We start from the raw sequence: 16,210 nt of genomic DNA, 5'->3' as shown, positions 1-16,210 counted from the left end.
CTTTTTTTGTTTCGCGCGCCTTACATGCGCGCCACGCCGAACTGCATGGGCCTGGGCTGCCGCGCCTCGGCCTGGGCGCAGATGTCCAGGCATTGCGCCAGCACGGCGCGCGTGTCTCGCGGGTCTATCACGCCGTCATCCAGCACCAGGCCCGAGGTGTAGAACACATCGGCCTGGGCCTCGAACATGGCGACGATCTTGTCGTACTGGGCCTGCGACTGGGCCGGGTCGGCTGCGATGCCCTTGCGCGCCATCGCCGCCTCGCTGACGATCTGCATGGTGCGCGCGGCCTGCTCGCCGCCCATCACGGCCGTTTTGGCGCCAGGCCAGCTGAAGAGAAAACGCGGCGCGTAGCCGCGGCCGCACATGCCGTAGTTGCCCGCGCCGAAGGAGGCGCCGCACTGGAGGGTGATCTGCGGCACCGTGGCGTTGGCGACGGCCTGGATCATCTTGGAGCCGTGCTTGATCATGCCGGCCTGCTCGCTTTCCTTGCCCACCATATAGCCTGTGGTGTTCTGCAGGTAGAGGATGGGGTGGCCCAGCTGGCACATCAGCTGGATGAAATGCGCGGCCTTGTTGGCGCCGGCCACGTCGATCGGGCCGTTGTTGCTGAGGATGCCGACGGCATGCCCGTTTATGCAAGCCTGCACACAGACCGTGGCCGCGCCGTAAAGCGCCTTGAAAGGCAAAAAATCCGAGCCGTCGACCAGCCGCGCGATCACCTCATGCATGTCCAGCGGCTGGCGCAAGTCGTCCGGCACCAGGCCCAGCAATTCTTCCGCCGGGTACAGCGGGTCTTGCGCCCTGTCCCTGGCGGCGGCCTGCGCCCACCCGGTGCGCGCCACGACTTCGCGCGCCAGGCCCAGCGCCTCGCGGTCATCCCCGGCGAGTTGCTCGCCCAGGCCGGACACGGCGCTGTGCATCAGCGCGCCGCCCAGCTCCTCCTCTGTCGCCACTTCGCCGGTGGCGGCCATCAGCAGCGGCGGGCCGGCCAGGAAAGCGCGCGAACGGTTGCGCACCATGATGACGACGTCGCTCAGGCCCGGCATGTAGGCGCCGCCGGCCGTGCCCGAGCCGTGCTGCACGGTGATGACGGGAATGCCGGCCGCCGACAGGCGCGCCAGGTTGCGAAACAGCGCACCGCCCTGCACAAAACCCTCGACCCGGTAGCGCATGAGGTTGGCGCCCGCGCTTTCCACCAGGTGGACAAAGGGCAGCTTGCCCTGCAGGGCGATCTCCTGAACACGCAGGATTTTTTCCAGGCCCATGGCCTGCACGGCGCCGGCCTCTATGCCCGAGTCGCTGGCCACCACCATGCAGCGCACACCGCTGACAAAACCGATGCCGGCCACCACGCCGCCGCCCGGCACCGACTGGTCGGCGTCCTTGCTGTCCTGCAGATAACCGGCGAGCGAGCACAGCGGCAACCAGGGCGCGCCGGCGTCCAGCAGCAGCGCCACGCGCTCGCGCGGCAAAAGCTGGCCGCGCTTGTCGAAGGCGGGCCGCGATCTGGCCGAGGCGGCGGCGCTGCGCTCTTCCAGCGCGCGCAGCGCGTCTATGCGCGCGAGCATGGCTTCACGCCGCTGCAAGGCCTGCGGCGACTGCGCACTCCAGGCCGACCGGAACAGTGTCATGACTGGAACACTTTCGGCGTTTCGGCCAGGTGAAAGCCCTCAAAAGCCTTGATGGCGTCCCGCTGCAAGGCCTCGGCACCGGGCTGCCGCATAGGCCAGCCCATGCGCACCTGCGGCCTGGCACCGTCCACGCGCAGCGTCGTGCCGCTGATGAAACTGGCGGCCTTGCTAAGCAAAAACACCACGGCCGCCGAGGTTTCGCTTTCGGTGCCAAAGCGGCCCAGCGGCACGGTGTTTCGCATCTCGCGCAGCATGGGGCCGGCCTCGGGCGGGTAGTGGTCCATGCCGCTGGAGGCGATATAGCCCGGCGCCACCGCGTTCACGCGCACGCCGCTTTTGGCCCATTCGGCGGCGGCGGTTTCGGTGAAGCTCACCATGCCGGCGCGCGCCGCGCCGCTGTGGCCCATGCTGGGCATGGAACCCCACATGTCGGCCACGATGTTGACGATGCTGCCGCCCTTGTCCCGCATGGCCTGCACATAGCATTCGCGCGCCATCAGGAAACCGCCCGTGAGGTTGGTGCTGATGACGGCTTCCCAGCCCTTGGCGCTGATGGCTTCCAGCGGCGTGATGTACTGGCCGCCGGCGTTGTTGACCAGGCCGTCGATGCGGCCCTGGGCCGCCACGATGGCGGTGATGCAGGTCCTGACGGCTTCTTCCTGGCGTATGTCGCAGGGGTGGAAGCTGACCCGCCCGCCCTGCGCCACGATTTCGCCGGCCACGCCGTGCAGCTTGTCTATTTTTCGGCCTATCAACACCACATGCGCGCCCAGCGCGGCGAGTTCGTGCGCGATGCAGCGCCCTATGCCCGAACCGCCGCCGGTGACGACGATGACCTGGCCGGCAAACAGGCCCGGCCGGAAAACGGATTGGTAGCCCATGCCTAAGCCTTTGAAGATTTTCCCTGCGCGGGAGCGTGGATAAAAAGCGCCATGGCCGCGTCGGTGAGGTCGTCCAGCGTGGCGGACTGCCTGGCGTCAAACCACTGCACCGACCAGTTGAGCGCGCCGAACATCAAGAGGCGCGCCAGCTTCACCGGGCCCTTGAGCTGCCCCGCCCGCGCCAGCGCCTGGAGCACGGGCTCCCAGACGGCTTCATAGTCGCCTTGCAGCTTGGTCAGCACGGCGCGCTGGCGGGCCGTGATGGAACGCGACTCATAGAGCATCACCGGGATGAAATCGCTGCCGGGGCCCAGCAGCACGCCGAAGTGGTTGCGCACCAGCAGCCGCAGCAACGCGGGGGCGTCGCCGTCGGGAAGCCCGGCCGATTGCAGCGCCTGGGCCTGGCGCTGCAGGGCCGAGCGCATGCCCTCCTCCATCACCGCATGGAGCAGCGCGCCCTTGCTTTTGAAGTGGTAGAAGGGCGAGCCGCTGTGCATGCCGACGGCGGCCGCGATGTCACGCGTGCTGGTGGCGTCAAAGCCTTTTTTGCGGAACAACCGGGCGGCGGCCGTGATGAGTTCGAGGCGGCGGTTGCCGTCGTCGCGCTCGTCCAGGGTCTTGCGCGGGCGGCCGCGCGGGCGTTTTTCAGCGGCGGCGGCGGGCGTTTTTGAGGGGCGAGGGGCGCGTGCGGCGGTACGCGAACGCGCGGCGGGTTTGTCCATAAGGACGGACCATAGCAAAATCCGTTATTTTTAGCAAGCAAGCGCTTTGTAAAAATACCAAAGGCCGGTTTTCCTCACCGGGTCACTTGTGTGGGCCGCCCGCCTTGCCGCCGGCCGGGGCTCCCACCTGCGGGTGCGCGCCGTGGATGTGCGCCGCATGGCCGCGTTCGGCCGGTGTGCGGTTCCGGCTTTGCTGCAGCGCGGCTTTTTCCAGGCCGCTGAGGATGCCGCAGTCGCCGGCGGCCTGGCCGCTGGCGCATTGTTCGCGCAGCAGCTTGAGGTCTTTTTCCAGCGCCTTGAGCTCGCGTATGCGCGTGGCGACGTGGTGGATGTGCTCATCGAGCAAGGTGTTGACGTCGGTGCAGCTGCCGGCCGGTGCGTCCTTGAAGTTCAGCAGCGTGCGGATTTCGGCCAGCGTCATGTCCAGCGAGCGGCAGTGGCGTATGAAGGCCAGGCGCTGCACATGGCTTTCGTCGTAAATGCGGTAATTCGAGCCGGTGCGCGCCGCTTCGGGCAACAAGCCCTCACGCTCGTAGTAGCGTATCGTTTCCGTCTGGGTTTGCGCGGTTTTGGCCAGTTCTCCGATTTTCATGGCGACCTCCTTCAATACCGTCCCACACGGCATCAGGGTCACTTGACTCTAAGGCCGCTACAGGGTTTCCAATTAAGCCATGAAATCTGAAAAACACCTTGTTTCCACCCTGGATGCCCCTACCGGCAACTGCTGCGGCGGCGCGCACGGCGTACACACGCCAACACCTGTAACAACCGGCGCCGCGGGGCGGACATTTCGCATCGCCACCATGGATTGCAGCGCCGAGGAATCGGACATACGCCGCGCGCTGGAGCCCATCGCCGGCATACGCTCGCTGGGCTTCCAGCTGGGCGCGCGCACGCTGCGCATAGACGCCGGCGAGGAAGCCTACGCGCCTGCCCTGGACGCGATCCGCAAAGCCGGTTTTGACCCGCAGCCGGCCGAGACCGCCATCCCGCAAGGGCATGGTCATGAGGGGCACGACCACAGCCATGACCACAGCCACGGCAGCAGTTTTGGCGGTGCCACCCGGCTGGTCGCGGCGCTGGTGCTGGCCGCGGGCGCCGAGGCCCTGTCCTTTTTTGCCCCGGACCTGCTGGCCTGGAAAGTCGCCGGCATGGCAGTGGCGGCCCTGGCCATTGCCCTGGCCGGCCTGGACACTTACCAAAAAGGCCTGGCCGCCCTGCTGCGCGGCAAGCTCAACATCAACGCGCTGATGGCTGTGGCCGTCACCGGCGCCTTCCTGATAGGCCAGTGGCCGGAAGCCGCCATGGTGATGGCGCTCTATGCCATTGCCGAACTGATCGAAGCCCGCGCCGTGGACCGCGCCCGCAACGCCATCAAAGGCCTGCTGGACATGGCGCCCGAACAGGCGCTGATGCAAAGCGAGGACGGCACGTGGGCCGTCACGCCGGTGGCCGCCGTGCCGCTGCAGGCTGTGCTGCGCATACGCCCCGGCGAGCGCGTGCCGCTGGACGGTGTCGTCACGCAGGGCAGCAGCGCCATCAACCAGGCACCCATCACCGGCGAAAGCATTCCGGTCGACAAGGAGGCCAGCGACGCGGTGTTCGCCGGCACCATCAATGAAACTGGCGAGATCAGCATCCGCGTCACCGCGGCGGCCGGCAACACCACGCTGTCGCGCATCATCCATGCCGTCGAACAGGCGCAGGGTAGCCGCGCGCCCACGCAACGTTTCGTCGATCGCTTTGCAGCCGTTTACACACCCGCGGTGTTTGCCATCGCTGTCGCGGTCGCCGTGCTGATGCCGCTGCTCACTGGCATCAGCTGGCAGGAGTCGCTCTACAAAGCACTGGTGCTGCTGGTGATCGCCTGCCCCTGCGCGCTGGTGATTTCCACACCGGTCACCGTGGTCAGCGGCCTGTCGGCCGCCGCGCGGCGCGGCATCCTGGTCAAGGGCGGCACCTATCTTGAGCAGGCGCGCCTGCTCAAGGCCGTCGCGCTCGACAAGACCGGCACCATCACCGAAGGCAAACCACAGCTGGTGGACTGGCGCGCCTGGGGCAGCGCCGGCCCCGCGAACCTCACGCAGCTGGCCGCCGGCATGGCCGCGCGCTCCGACCACCCGGTGTCCAAAGCCATCGCGGCCGGCTTGAAGAGCGAGACCATCGAGGTACAGGACTTCAAGGCCCTGCCGGGCCGCGGCACCTCGGGTGTGGCCGGCGGCATGCGCCTGGTGATGGGCAACCACCGCCTGATCCATGAAATGGGTTTGTGCGGCGTGGCGCTGGAAGCCGAACTGGCCCGCCACGAACAGCAAGGTCGCACCGTGACCCTGCTGGCCGATGAAAGCCGTGTGCTGGCCTTGTTCGCGGTGGCCGACACCCTCAAGGAAAGCTCGCGCCAGGCGATTGCCGACCTCAAGGCCCTGGGTGTCACGCCCGTGATGCTGACCGGCGACAACAGCGCCACGGCGCGCGCGATTGCGGCCCAGGCCGGCATTGAAGACGCCCGCGGCGACCTGCTGCCCGAGGCCAAGCTGGACGCGATCCGCGATATGCAGCAGCGCTACGGCGCCACCGGCATGGCGGGCGACGGCATCAATGACGCGCCCGCGCTGGCCCAGGCCGACATCGGTTTTGCCATGGGCGGGGCCGGGGCCGACACCGCCATGGAAGCGGCCGACGTGGTCATCATGAACGACAACCTGCAGCGCGTGGCGGAAACGGTGCGCCTGTCGCAACGCACGCACGCCATCCTGTGGCAGAACATCAGCCTGGCGCTGGGCATCAAAAGCGTCTTCCTGGTGCTGGCCGTCTTCGGCACGGCCACGATGTGGATGGCGGTGTTCGCCGACATGGGCGCCAGCCTGCTGGTGGTGGGCAACGGCTTACGGCTGCTGCGCCGGCACCGGCAACGGCCTTGAGAGCCGCATAAAGACGGGCCGGGGAGCATTCTTCGGGCCATTTCCCCCAACAGCCGTGTTTACATGCCGGAGGCGCGATGCAGCTCCGCCAGCAGTTCGGCCATCGTCGGGTTGATGTGGTCCGTGGGCAGCGCGCGCCGGGCGCTGGAAAAGCGCTGCCAGGTCGCGATGGAGAGCAGCTCGATGCTTCCATAGCGGATGGCCAGCCAGCCATCGAGCGCCAGCGGCTGCACATACTCGGAGAACACCGCCCGCGAAACCCCGCACAGCTGGGCAATGACCGCCTGGGAGGCCGGAATGGCAATGCCGCCATCCAGGCCGACCGTGGGCGGCCGCTCCGAGCGGGAGGCCAGGGCCTCGGCGAATTGCGCGATGCCCATGACTACACGCAAGGGGGGATTGCCTAGCTTCATCAAGGTCAGCATTTCCGCGCTCCTTTGCGCGCGCCAGGTGGTCAGCTTCGCGAGGTAGCGCGAGAACCCGGGTTCCGTGTCAAAAAGTTTCTGGAACACGGCCACCGGCATCACCAGAACCTGGGTCTCCGACAGGCACACATATTCGAAACGTGCCGACATGCGGTTGAGGATGGGCTTTTCGCCAAACCAGGAGTCGGCGCCATAGATGGTGATGGGAACCGAGCGTTCCTCCTGCGTCGGGGTGGTGGCCGCCACCAGGCCCGAGATGATGAATTGCCAGGACTGCACTTCCGCGCCCCTGGCCCAAATGACCTGCTGCGTGTCGTAGCCTCGAAAAGCGAGCTGGGCAGCAACGCTACGCGCCACGGGCTCGGAAACTCCGGCCTTCAGCAGGGTATGGGCAGAAAAATAGGACAAGGCAATAAGCGGCTGGCGCCTCCGTCGGCGTGTTGGCGCCGTCGTTGGCGCCATCTGACCGGGTCCGATTCTAGGAGCGCTTGTTGCCCAGGGATATACGGCGGCTTGCATAAGCGGGATATCGCGGCAACAAGGTCCATGCCGCTCGATCACGATGAGCGCGCGCCGGCGGCCTTCAAAGGCCGCCCAAAGAAAAACCCGAAGCGCATGAAGCGGCTCCGGGTTTCAGGCCGGCCGCGAAGTATGCGGGCCGGTGCGGAAAATCTCAGCGCTCGACCGTCTTGTTCCAGCGCGCGTTCCAGGCCGGGCGGTTTTCATTGATCGCGTCCCAGTCCACCGTGGTCGCGGTCTTCATGTACTCGTTCATCTGCGCCACCAGCGCGCCGGCCTTGCCGCTGGCCTTGGTCTTGGGGTTGGACGGGATCTGGTCGCCGTGCTCGAGGGCGGCGGCCTGCGCCTCGGGCGACAGCAGGTACTGGGCCAGCTTGTGGGCCAGCGCGGGTTCGCTGTTCTTGGCGATCACGCATTCACCGACGGTCAGCACGGCCGAGCCTTCCTTGGGCTGCACGTATTCCACGGGCAAGCCCTTGTCCTTGAGCACGCCGACGGCGGTGGGCGTGAGCGGGAACATCGCGGCCTCGCCGGTCTGCACCATTTCAGCGAGCTTGGCCGAGCTCGGGATGTACTCCAGCACATTCGGGCCTATGGTGGTGGGCCAGGCCTTGAAGCCGGGCTCCACGTTCTTGTCGTTGCCGCCCTGGATGCGGTTGAACAGCAAAAAGCCGTGCAGGCCGAAGGTCGACGAGGACAGCGACTGGAACACCACCTTGCCCTTGTACTTGGGGTTGGCCATGTCCATCCAGGAGGTGGGCGGTGTCCAGCCTTTTTCGGTGAACATCTTCTTGTTGTAGGCGATGCCGGTCATGCCGATGTTGACGCCGGCGGCCATGTCGCCCTTGAAGCGCGCGGTCGGGAACAAGTCGTTCAGTGCCGGGCTGGCCTGCATTTTTTCGCACAGGCCCATGCCGATGGCGCGGTACATGATGCCGTCGTCCAGGAACATCACATGCATCTGCGGGTTGTCCTTGTTGGCCTGGGCCTTGGCCAGGATGTCCGAGGAGGTGCCGGGCACGACCACAACCTTGACGTTGTTGGCTTTCTCGAAGGCGCCGAACACATGTTCGGTATAGGTTTTTTCCATGGTGCCGCCGTTCATGCCTATGTACAGCGTCTTGGTCTGGGCCATGGCGTTACCGCCAGTCAAGCCGGCCAGGTCGGCAAGAACGGCAAGCGACACGGCGGCGGCGCGGGCGGACGGGAATCGTGGGGAGATGTTCATGGAAAGCTCCTGGTGGCGTGGGTGAAGAAAAAACTAGACAACAGTGGCAGAGGCAGGCCCGGTGGTTGTCACACGCGGACTTGCGGAAAAGCGTTGAATCGAAAAAGCATCTATCGGCGTAGTGCTGCGGCCTTCGCAGACCAGGTCGGCCAGCACCGCGCCAACCCCCGGCCCCAACTGGAAGCCGCCGCCGGCAAAACCGAACGCATGAATCAGGCCCGGTGTGGTGGCGCTGGGGCCCAGCACCGGCAGGCGGTCCGGCAGGTAACCCTCGGTGCCGCTCCAGGTGCGGATGATGTGGGCGTTCTTCAGCGCCGGCAACAGCTCGACGGTCTGCTGCATCAGGCCGGCCAGGCCGCTACGCTGCACGCGGGCGCGCTGGTCGTCCAGCGCATACCCCCGGCCGCCGCCTATGACGCAATTGCCGCGCGCCACCTGGCGGGCGTAAACGCCGCCGCCTTCCACGCCCAGGCTCAGGTCCATGAAGACGGGCAGCGGCTCGGTCACCGCCATCTCGGGATGGCCGGACTCCATGGGCACGGTCTCGCCGAATTGCGCGGCGATGCGGTCCGCCCAGGCGCCGGCGCAATTGAGCAGATGTTTGGCGCGCACTTCCAGCGCATCGCCCGAGCGCAGCACAAAAACGTCCCCGTCGCGCGCGACCTCGTCCACACGGGTCTGCTCGCGGATGTGGGCGCCCAGCCTGTGCGCGGCCAGCGCGAAGGCCGGCGATACCAGGCGCGGGTTCGCCTGGCCGTCGCCGGGGCACAGCGAGGCACCGACAGCGGCCCTGCCCAGCCAGGGGCAACGCTCACGCAGGGCGCGCGTGGACAGCATGCGCAAATCCATGCCGAACTGCTGCGTGCGCTCGCGGTAGCTTTCCAGCGAGGCCAGGTCGGCCTCGCTGCGCGCGATCTTCAAATGGCCGGACTGGACGTATTCGCCGTCCGTGCCTATCAGTTCGGGCAGGCGCGCCCACAGGCCTTGCGCGCGCTGCGACAGCGGCAACTGGCTGACCGGCCGGCCCTGGCGGCGCACGCCGCCGTAGTTCACGCCGCTGGAGCGCGAGCCGCAAAGGTCGCGTTCGAGCAGCACCACCGAAAAACCCATGCGGCGCAAGAACAGCGCGGCCGACGCGCCCATGATGCCGCCGCCCACAATCGCCACGTCGGCCGTGATGCGCTCCATCATGCGGCCTCCTGCTTCGCCGCCGGGGCCAGCATGGCCGAGAACGGCAGCGGCTTGATCGGCGACTGGCCACGCAGGCGGCCCACCGCATCGGGCTGTGCGGCGCAGGCCTGCGCAAGAATCTCGGCCGCCGCAACGCCGCAGGTGCGGCCCTGGCAGCGGCCCATGCCGACACGCGTCAGCGCCTTGAGGCGGTTCATCTCGCGCGCGCCGGTGTCGGCCACGCAGCGGCGCAGTTCGCCCGCGGTGATTTCCTCGCAGCGGCACACCACCAGCTCGTTCGGCGCGGCCGCGGCCCAGCCGTCCGGAAAAGGAAAGGCGCGTTCCAGCCCCCGGCGAAACGCGGCGACGCGCGCCAGGCGCTGCTCCAGCCACAAGGCGCGCAAGCTGTCTGTCAGCTGCCCGGTGTCGGCCAGCAGGGCCAGTGCCGCGCGCTCGCCGGCCCACTCGGCCGCATCGGCGCCCATGATGCCGGCGCCATCGCCGGCCAGGTAGACACCCGCCACGCTGGAACGCCCGGCCGCATCGCGCTCGGGCAGCGCGCCGCGCTGCAGGCCGTCATAGGCAAAGCGGCAGCCCAGCAAGTCGGCCAGCTGCGTCTCGGAGCGCAGCGCGTAGCCAAAGCCCACGGCGTCGCAGTCGATGCGGTGTTCGCGGCCGGCCTTGCGCCAGTGCATGGCCTGCACGCGTTCGCCGCCTTCGGCAGCGGCCAGCTCCACGCCCTGGTGCACCGCGACGCCGTGCGCGCGCAGCCAGCCCAGGTAATACAGGCCCTTGGCCAGCAACGCCGGCTGGCGCAGCATGGCGGGCACGGCGGCGGCCTTGCCCGCAAAGCTGGCCGTATCGAGCACCGCCGCGACCTTGGCGCCGGCCTTGGCATATTGGTAGGCGATCAGGTACAGCAGCGGCCCGGTGCCGGCAAACACCACGCGCGAGCCGATGGCGCAGCCCTGGAACTTGAGCGCCACCTGCGCGGCACCCAGCGTGTAGACGCCGGGCAGTGTCCAGCCCGGAAAGGGCAGCACGCGGTCCGTCGCGCCGGTGGCGACGATGAGGTGGCTGTAAGCCAGCGTGCTCATGGCGCCGTGATGCAACAAATCCAGCTTGCCGCCCTCGGCGCTCCAGACCAGGGTATCGGGCCGGTAGTCGACCTTGTCCAGGATGGCCGCCATGGCGCCGTGCAGCGCATCGGCGCGCCCGGCCTCAAAACCATAAAGCGCCTCTTTGGGCCGCGTGAAACCCTCGGGCGGCTGGCGGTAGATCTGCCCGCCCCAGCGCGGCGCTTCGTCCACCACCACCGGCCGCAGGCCGTGCGCCACCAGCGCCTGGGCAGCGCGCACGCCGGCCGGTCCGGCGCCCACAATGACGGGCCGCAGACTCATGCCACGCCCTCCGCGCCGGTCACCAGCCGCATGCCTTCTTCGATGAAGGTGCCGCAGGCGCGCAGGCGCTTGCCCGACTCGGTGGCGACCCAGCAGTCCTGGCAGGCGCCCATCAGGCAAAAGCCGGCACGCGGCTCGCCGCTGAATTCGCTGAAACGCAGCCGCGCGCTATGGGTGAGCACCGCCGTCAGCACGGTGTCGCCGGCCAGCGCCGTGAGCGGCTGGCCGTTGAGCACAAAACCCACGGGCTTGCGGCCGCTTTCGGCCACGCGCTGCAGCAGGGCCGTGCTTCGGGTGTTTCCGGCAGTGCCGGGCCTGTCGACGGAGGAAGTCATTTGTGTCCCACCAGAATCTTGTCAAGGCCGTAGATGCGGTCCAGCACCAGCATGGCCACTGCGGTCAACGCCACCATGAGCGCGGAAACCGCCGCCATCAGCGGGTCTATGGACTCGGTCGCGTACATATACATGCGCACCGGAAGCGTCACGGTGGACGGCGCGGTGACAAAGATGGACATGGTCACCTCGTCAAAGCTGTTGATAAAGGCCAGCAGCCAGCCGCCGGTGACGCCGGGCAAAATCATCGGCAGGGTGACGCGGGTGAACACCGTGGCCTGGCTGGCGCCCAGCGAGAGGGCGGCCTGCTCGGCGCTGCGGTCGCTGCCCTCCACCGAGGCCAGCACCAGGCGCAGCACATAGGGCGTGATGATGACCACATGCGCCAGCGCCAGCCAGAAGAAGCTGCCGGTCGCGCCTATCAATGAGAAGGTGCGCAGCAGCGCCACGCCCAGCACCAGGTGCGGAATGATGAGCGGCGAGAGGAACAGGCCGTTGAGGAAATCGCGGCCCGGGAAGCTGTGGCGCGCGATCGCCAGCCCGGCCGGCACGGCCAGCACCGTGGCCAGCGTGGCCGAAATCGAGGCCAGCCAGAGGCTGTTCTTGAAGGACTGCACAAAGTCCGAATGCGCGAACACCGCGCGGAACCAGCGCAGGGAAAACTCCGTGGTCGGGATGGCCAGCGTGTTGCCGGGCGTGAAAGCCACCACGCAGACGATGACCAGCGGCGCCAGCATGAAGGTGATGACCAGCGCGTTGAAAAGCAGCGCGAGAGGGCCGTTTTTTGACATGGCTAGCTTTCTATTCCGTGCCTAATTCAGTTCGAGACTAGGCGCACCGCCGCAGACAGTGCTGTAGCACGGCAAGGCGGGGCAACGACGTATCGGACTGAAGTAGGCATGGAATTACCCCAAAGACTTTTTGTAGGAGCGCTCGAGCACGCGGTTGTAGCTGAGCATGATGGCCAGGTTGGCCAGCAGCAGGGTCAGCGCGATGGCCGCGCCCAGCGGCCAGTTGAGTTCGTGCAGGTATTCGTCGTAGACCACGGTGGCGACCATCTTCAGGCGCCGGCCGCCCAGCAGGCCCGGAATCGCGAAGGCGCTGGCGCTCAGGCCGAAAACGATCAGGCTGCCCGAGAGCACGCCCGGCAGCACCTGCGGAAAAATGATGCGGCGCAAGGTGGTGAAGTGCGAGGCCTGCAGCGACAGCGCCGCGTCCTCCACGCCCGGATCCAGCTTTTGCAGCGAGGTCCATACCGGGATCACCATGAAGGGCAGCATGACGTGCACCAGCGCGATGACCACCGCCGCCTCGGTGTAGAGAATGCGCATGGACGGCAGGCCGACGGCGCGCATGGCCTGGTTGACCACGCCCTCGGGGCCCAGCAGCATGCTCCAGCCGAAGGCGCGCACCACCACCGAGACCAGCAGCGGCGCCAGCACCACCAGCAGCAAAATCGAGCGCCAGGGGCTGCGCATGCGGCTCAGCACATAGGCTTCAGGTGCGCCTACCAGCACGCAGATCAGCGTGGTCAGCGCCGAGATCCACAGCGTGCGCCAGAAGATGCCGTGGTAGTAGTCGTCCGTCAGCACGGCGGCGTAATGCGCCAGCGTGAAGCTGTTCTTGACGCCGGTGGCGTGGTCGAAGACCTGGAAGGACAGCACGGCGGTGAGCGCCAGCGGCACCAGCAGCAGGCAGGCGAACAGCGTGAAGGCCGGCGCCGACAGCAGCCAGGGCGCGCGCGAGGCGCTTGGCCGGGGCGGGGCGGCCGCGGCGGCGCTGCTCATGCCGGCACTCCTTGCGCGCCGGGCAGCAGGCGCACCTGTTGCGCGGCCCAGTCCAGACCCACGTTGGCGCCCTCTTCGGCCGGCACCGTGCCGTCGTTGGGGCAGACCACCGCAAGCTGGCCGGCCGCGGTCGACACCTGGTAGAGCCACTGGCTGCCCAGGAAGAAACGCTCCGTGACCGTGCCGCCTATGCGGCCCTGGGCCTCGTGCACCAGGCGGATTTTTTCGGGGCGCAGGCTCAGCACCACCGCGTCGCCCTGCGACACGCCGGCGGCCTCGACTTCGACCGGCACATTGCCGCCCACATTCACCGTGGCCCAGGGGCCGGTGGCCGCCACGCGGCCCTCGAGCAAATTGGCCTTGCCGACAAAATTCGAGATGAAGCGGGTCTGCGGATGTTCGTACAGCCGGTGCGGCTGGTCGATCTGCGTGACGCGGCCGGCCTCCATGACGACCACCCGGTCGCTGATGGACATGGCCTCGGTCTGGTCGTGCGTGACCATGATGGTGGTGGTGCCGACCTTGCGCTGGATCTGGCGCAGCTCGAACTGCATTTCCTCGCGCAGCTTGGCGTCCAGGTTGGACAGCGGCTCGTCCAGCAGCAGCACAGGCGGCTCAATCACCAGGGCGCGGGCCAAGGCCACGCGCTGGCGCTGCCCGCCCGAGAGCTCGCGCGGGTAGCGGCCGGCGTGGGCCTCCAGGTGCACCAGGGCCAGCGCGGCCTTCACGCGTTCGGCGCGTTCTTCCCTGGGCACGCGCCGCATCTCCAGGCCGAAGCTCACGTTGTCGTACACGCTCATGTGCGGGAACAGCGCATAACTCTGGAACACGATGCCCAGGCCGCGCGAATTGGGTTTGGCATGGGTGATGTCGCGGCCGTCCAGAGTGACCTGGCCGGACGTCACCTCGCAAAAGCCCGCAATCATCTGCAAGGTGGTGGTCTTGCCGCAGCCCGAGGGGCCCAGCAGCGAGACGAATTCGCCCTTGTCCACCGACAGGTTCATGTCGGCCACGGCACGCGTCGCGCCATAGGACTTGTTCACATTTGCCAGGGTCAAAAAGGACATGGGGAGCACCTCTGCAACAAGGGGGTGGCCGGCGCCGCACATAGCAAACGACATACAAAACGGTGACACCTTGATGACTTCATGCTAGGGCATGTACGAAAAAATCGTCAATAGGTTATTCCGTATACAGATATCTTTATTTGATTTATTCCGTTTAACGGAATTTATATACACTTAAGTCAATACTGATTCCGCCAAAGGAGAGGCTATGAAAGACGAAGACAATAGCTCCAGCAGCGTGCAGCGCGCCTTTTCCATCATCCGGGCGCTGGCCGCGACACAGGCCAAGGGCGGGCGCATCACCCACATCGCCAAAGCCACGGGGCTGACCCAGGCCACCACCCACCGCATCCTGCAAAGCCTGGTGGCCGAGCGCGTGGTGGAGCAGGAAGCCGGCTCCAAGCTCTACCGTTTGAGCATTGAGTTTTTCGCGCTGGCCGCCCAGGCCGGCAACAGCATGGACCTGCGCGGCCTGTGCCGGCCGTCCATGCTGCGCCTGTGCGCCAGCCTGGGCGACACCATCTTTTTGCTGGTGCGCAGCGGCTTTGACGCGGTCTGCCTGGACCGCAGCGAGGGGCCCTTCCCGATACGCTCCTTCACCGGCGACATAGGCGGGCGCGTGGCGCTGGGCATGGGCCAGGGCAGTCTGGCCATCCTGGCCTTCCTGCCGGAGACCGAGCGCGAGGAAGTGATCCGCTACAACCTGCCGCGCGTGCGCGAGTTCGGCGTGTATGACGAGGTCTACCTGCGCACCGAGATCGAGCGCGTACGCGAGCTCGGCTACGCCGGGCGCAACACCAACCTGCTGGACGGCATGGCCGGCGTCGGCGTGCCGGTGCTGGACCGCGACGGCCGCGCCGTCGCCGCGCTCAGCGTGGGCACGATTTCCTCACGCCTGAGCCCGGACCGCCTGCCCACGGTGGTGGAACTGCTCAAGCGCGAGGCCACGGCCATAGGCGCGCAGATCAATCCGTTTGACAGTACGCTGCGCCGGCCGGCGCAAAGCCTGGCGCCGGCGGACAAGATCTGAATTTATCCGCAGATTTCGCAGATGAACGCAGATTGAAAACAGGATCTTTGTCCTCGAGACTTCGCTTTGTCGCCGTGCACCGGCCATAAGCCTTCATCACGGCCGTTTTATCTGCGGAATCCGTGGATGATCAGGGCGCAGCCGCCTGCTCGCGCAACCACTCACGCAACTGCACCAGCGGCCGCCAGCTGGTTTTCTGCGAAGGCCAGACCAGGTAATAGGCGAAGTCCGAACTCAACGAGAGTTCAAAAGGCACAGCCAGCGTGCCGTCGGTGATGTCGTCGGCCACCAGGAAGCGCGGCAGCACGGCCAGGCCCAGGCCGGCCTTGACGGCCTGCGCGATCATGGAAAACAGCTCGTACTTGGGGCCGCTGCCCGCGCCCTGCGCGTCGTCAATGCCGGCCAGCTGGAACCAGTCGCGCCAGGCGTGCGGGCGCGTGCTCTGGTGGATCAGGGTGAAGTTCAGCACGTCGGCCGGGCTGCACAGCCGGCGCTCCTTGATCAATGCCGGGCTGCAAACCACCACGCTGTCCTCGCCCATCAGGTATTCCGATTCCGTGCCCGGCCAGTCGGGCCGGCCGTAGTGGATGGCGGCGTCCAGCCCCGTCAGTGAAAAGTCAAAAGGCTGCAGTCGCGTGGCCAGGTTCAGGGTCACATGCGGGTGCGCCTTCAGGAAAGACGGCATGCGCGGAATCAGCCACTTGGTGGCAAAGGTGGGCACCACGCCCAGCTCCAGCGTGCCGCCCTCGCCTTTGGACGAGACCAAATCCAGCATCGCGGCTTCCAGCGCGTCCAGCGCCGGGCTGACCCGCGCCAGCAGCGAACGGCCGGCGTCGGTCAGTTCCAGCTGGCGCGGCAGGCGGCGGAACAGGCTCACGTCCAGCTCCTGCTCCAGCCCCAGGATCTGGTGGCTGACGGCACTCTGGCTGACCGACAGGTCCTGCGCCGCCAGGGTAAAGCTGCCGCGGTGGGCGGCCGCCTCAAAGGCCAGCAAGGCCTGGGTGGAGGGGATTTTTCGGCGCATCGCATGAATATATCTCATGAATCCATCGAAATTGATCCTTTGTACCTGTAGCCCAAATTACCGAAAA

Annotated in this window: 15 protein-coding genes; 2 read left to right on the top strand and 13 right to left on the bottom strand. The window is 67.0% G+C overall.

Annotation, left to right across the window (positions count from 1 at the left end):
* Positions 1-20: 20 nt before the first annotated feature.
* The 4 genes from PMI15_RS05030 to cadR form a co-directional block, all read right to left on the bottom strand.
* Positions 21-1,634 (bottom strand): acyl-CoA carboxylase subunit beta, encoded by a 1,614-nt coding sequence (locus PMI15_RS05030; protein WP_007864648.1) that lies wholly within the window; start codon positions 1,632-1,634, stop codon positions 21-23.
* Positions 1,631-2,515 (bottom strand): SDR family oxidoreductase, encoded by an 885-nt coding sequence (locus PMI15_RS05025; protein ID WP_007864643.1) that lies wholly within the window; start codon positions 2,513-2,515, stop codon positions 1,631-1,633. The genes PMI15_RS05030 and PMI15_RS05025 overlap by 4 nt, the downstream gene beginning before the upstream one ends.
* Positions 2,516-2,517: 2 nt before the next feature.
* Positions 2,518-3,237, bottom strand: coding sequence for a TetR/AcrR family transcriptional regulator (locus PMI15_RS05020; protein ID WP_007864641.1), 720 nt, complete (start codon positions 3,235-3,237; stop codon positions 2,518-2,520).
* Between the two features lie 82 nt (positions 3,238-3,319).
* Positions 3,320-3,829: a Cd(II)/Pb(II)-responsive transcriptional regulator gene (gene cadR, locus PMI15_RS05015; RefSeq protein ID WP_007864638.1), complete on the bottom strand. Its 510-nt coding sequence runs from the start codon at positions 3,827-3,829 to the stop codon at positions 3,320-3,322.
* A gap of 79 nt (positions 3,830-3,908) precedes the next feature.
* Between cadR and PMI15_RS05010 the strand changes: the two genes are divergently transcribed.
* A complete protein-coding gene (locus tag PMI15_RS05010; protein WP_081499559.1) occupies positions 3,909-6,158 on the top strand; it encodes a cation-translocating P-type ATPase in 2,250 nt (749 codons plus the stop codon).
* A 59-nt stretch (positions 6,159-6,217) separates the two neighbouring features.
* Here the strand turns inward: PMI15_RS05010 and PMI15_RS05005 are convergent, their stop codons facing one another.
* The 8 genes from PMI15_RS05005 to PMI15_RS04970 form a co-directional block, all read right to left on the bottom strand.
* Complete coding sequence (locus PMI15_RS05005) at positions 6,218-6,940, bottom strand: Crp/Fnr family transcriptional regulator (RefSeq protein ID WP_238541074.1); 723 nt, start codon at positions 6,938-6,940, stop codon at positions 6,218-6,220.
* A gap of 316 nt (positions 6,941-7,256) precedes the next feature.
* Positions 7,257-8,330: an ABC transporter substrate-binding protein gene (locus PMI15_RS05000; protein WP_007864630.1), complete on the bottom strand. Its 1,074-nt coding sequence runs from the start codon at positions 8,328-8,330 to the stop codon at positions 7,257-7,259.
* A gap of 33 nt (positions 8,331-8,363) precedes the next feature.
* Positions 8,364-9,521 carry an FAD-binding oxidoreductase gene (locus tag PMI15_RS04995; protein ID WP_007864628.1) on the bottom strand — a complete coding sequence of 386 codons (1,158 nt, stop codon included), beginning with the start codon at positions 9,519-9,521 and terminating at the stop codon, positions 8,364-8,366.
* Complete coding sequence (locus PMI15_RS04990; protein ID WP_007864625.1) at positions 9,518-10,900, bottom strand: NAD(P)/FAD-dependent oxidoreductase; 1,383 nt, start codon at positions 10,898-10,900, stop codon at positions 9,518-9,520. Before PMI15_RS04990 ends, PMI15_RS04995 begins: the two co-directional genes overlap by 4 nt.
* Positions 10,897-11,235, bottom strand: coding sequence for a (2Fe-2S)-binding protein (locus PMI15_RS04985; protein ID WP_007864610.1), 339 nt, complete (start codon positions 11,233-11,235; stop codon positions 10,897-10,899). The genes PMI15_RS04990 and PMI15_RS04985 overlap by 4 nt, the downstream gene beginning before the upstream one ends.
* Positions 11,232-12,026 (bottom strand): ABC transporter permease, encoded by a 795-nt coding sequence (locus PMI15_RS04980; RefSeq protein WP_007864608.1) that lies wholly within the window; start codon positions 12,024-12,026, stop codon positions 11,232-11,234. Before PMI15_RS04980 ends, PMI15_RS04985 begins: the two co-directional genes overlap by 4 nt.
* 114 nt (positions 12,027-12,140) lie before the next feature.
* Positions 12,141-13,022 (bottom strand): ABC transporter permease, encoded by an 882-nt coding sequence (locus PMI15_RS04975; RefSeq protein ID WP_007864606.1) that lies wholly within the window; start codon positions 13,020-13,022, stop codon positions 12,141-12,143.
* Entirely contained in the window at positions 13,019-14,089 is a 1,071-nt protein-coding gene (locus PMI15_RS04970; RefSeq protein WP_007864604.1) for an ABC transporter ATP-binding protein, read from the bottom strand. The genes PMI15_RS04975 and PMI15_RS04970 overlap by 4 nt, the downstream gene beginning before the upstream one ends.
* 208 nt (positions 14,090-14,297) lie before the next feature.
* On the opposite strand from PMI15_RS04970, the gene PMI15_RS04965 reads away from it, so the two are divergent.
* Positions 14,298-15,119, top strand: a complete 822-nt coding sequence (locus PMI15_RS04965) for an IclR family transcriptional regulator (RefSeq protein ID WP_007864601.1) — start codon at positions 14,298-14,300, stop codon at positions 15,117-15,119.
* A gap of 130 nt (positions 15,120-15,249) precedes the next feature.
* Here PMI15_RS04965 and PMI15_RS04960 read toward each other — a convergent pair whose 3' ends face one another.
* Positions 15,250-16,161: a LysR family transcriptional regulator gene (locus PMI15_RS04960; RefSeq protein ID WP_238541073.1), complete on the bottom strand. Its 912-nt coding sequence runs from the start codon at positions 16,159-16,161 to the stop codon at positions 15,250-15,252.
* Positions 16,162-16,210 lie beyond the last annotated feature (49 nt).

Source organism: Polaromonas sp. CF318 (assembly GCF_000282655.1).
In the GTDB taxonomy this organism is placed as follows: Bacteria; Pseudomonadota; Gammaproteobacteria; order Burkholderiales; family Burkholderiaceae_C; genus Polaromonas.
Note: the sequence above shows the minus strand (reverse complement) of the source record. Positions and strands in the feature narration are given on the sequence as shown.

Excerpts from the sequence above, each read along its gene's own strand:
- PMI15_RS04980 (WP_007864608.1), bottom strand. The coding sequence starts at position 12,026 with ATGTCAAAAAACGGCCCTCTCGCGCTGCTTTTCAACGCGCTGGTCATC.
- PMI15_RS04970 (WP_007864604.1), bottom strand. The coding sequence starts at position 14,089 with ATGTCCTTTTTGACCCTGGCAAATGTGAACAAGTCCTATGGCGCGACG.
- PMI15_RS05030 (WP_007864648.1), bottom strand. The coding sequence starts at position 1,634 with ATGACACTGTTCCGGTCGGCCTGGAGTGCGCAGTCGCCGCAGGCCTTG.
- cadR (WP_007864638.1), bottom strand. The coding sequence starts at position 3,829 with ATGAAAATCGGAGAACTGGCCAAAACCGCGCAAACCCAGACGGAAACG.
- PMI15_RS05020 (WP_007864641.1), bottom strand. The coding sequence starts at position 3,237 with ATGGACAAACCCGCCGCGCGTTCGCGTACCGCCGCACGCGCCCCTCGC.
- PMI15_RS05010 (WP_081499559.1), top strand. The coding sequence starts at position 3,909 with ATGAAATCTGAAAAACACCTTGTTTCCACCCTGGATGCCCCTACCGGC.
- PMI15_RS04985 (WP_007864610.1), bottom strand. The coding sequence starts at position 11,235 with ATGACTTCCTCCGTCGACAGGCCCGGCACTGCCGGAAACACCCGAAGC.
- PMI15_RS04960 (WP_238541073.1), bottom strand. The coding sequence starts at position 16,161 with ATGAGATATATTCATGCGATGCGCCGAAAAATCCCCTCCACCCAGGCC.
- PMI15_RS04995 (WP_007864628.1), bottom strand. The coding sequence starts at position 9,521 with ATGATGGAGCGCATCACGGCCGACGTGGCGATTGTGGGCGGCGGCATC.
- PMI15_RS04975 (WP_007864606.1), bottom strand. The coding sequence starts at position 13,022 with ATGAGCAGCGCCGCCGCGGCCGCCCCGCCCCGGCCAAGCGCCTCGCGC.
- PMI15_RS05000 (WP_007864630.1), bottom strand. The coding sequence starts at position 8,330 with ATGAACATCTCCCCACGATTCCCGTCCGCCCGCGCCGCCGCCGTGTCG.
- PMI15_RS04990 (WP_007864625.1), bottom strand. The coding sequence starts at position 10,900 with ATGAGTCTGCGGCCCGTCATTGTGGGCGCCGGACCGGCCGGCGTGCGC.
- PMI15_RS05025 (WP_007864643.1), bottom strand. The coding sequence starts at position 2,515 with ATGGGCTACCAATCCGTTTTCCGGCCGGGCCTGTTTGCCGGCCAGGTC.
- PMI15_RS04965 (WP_007864601.1), top strand. The coding sequence starts at position 14,298 with ATGAAAGACGAAGACAATAGCTCCAGCAGCGTGCAGCGCGCCTTTTCC.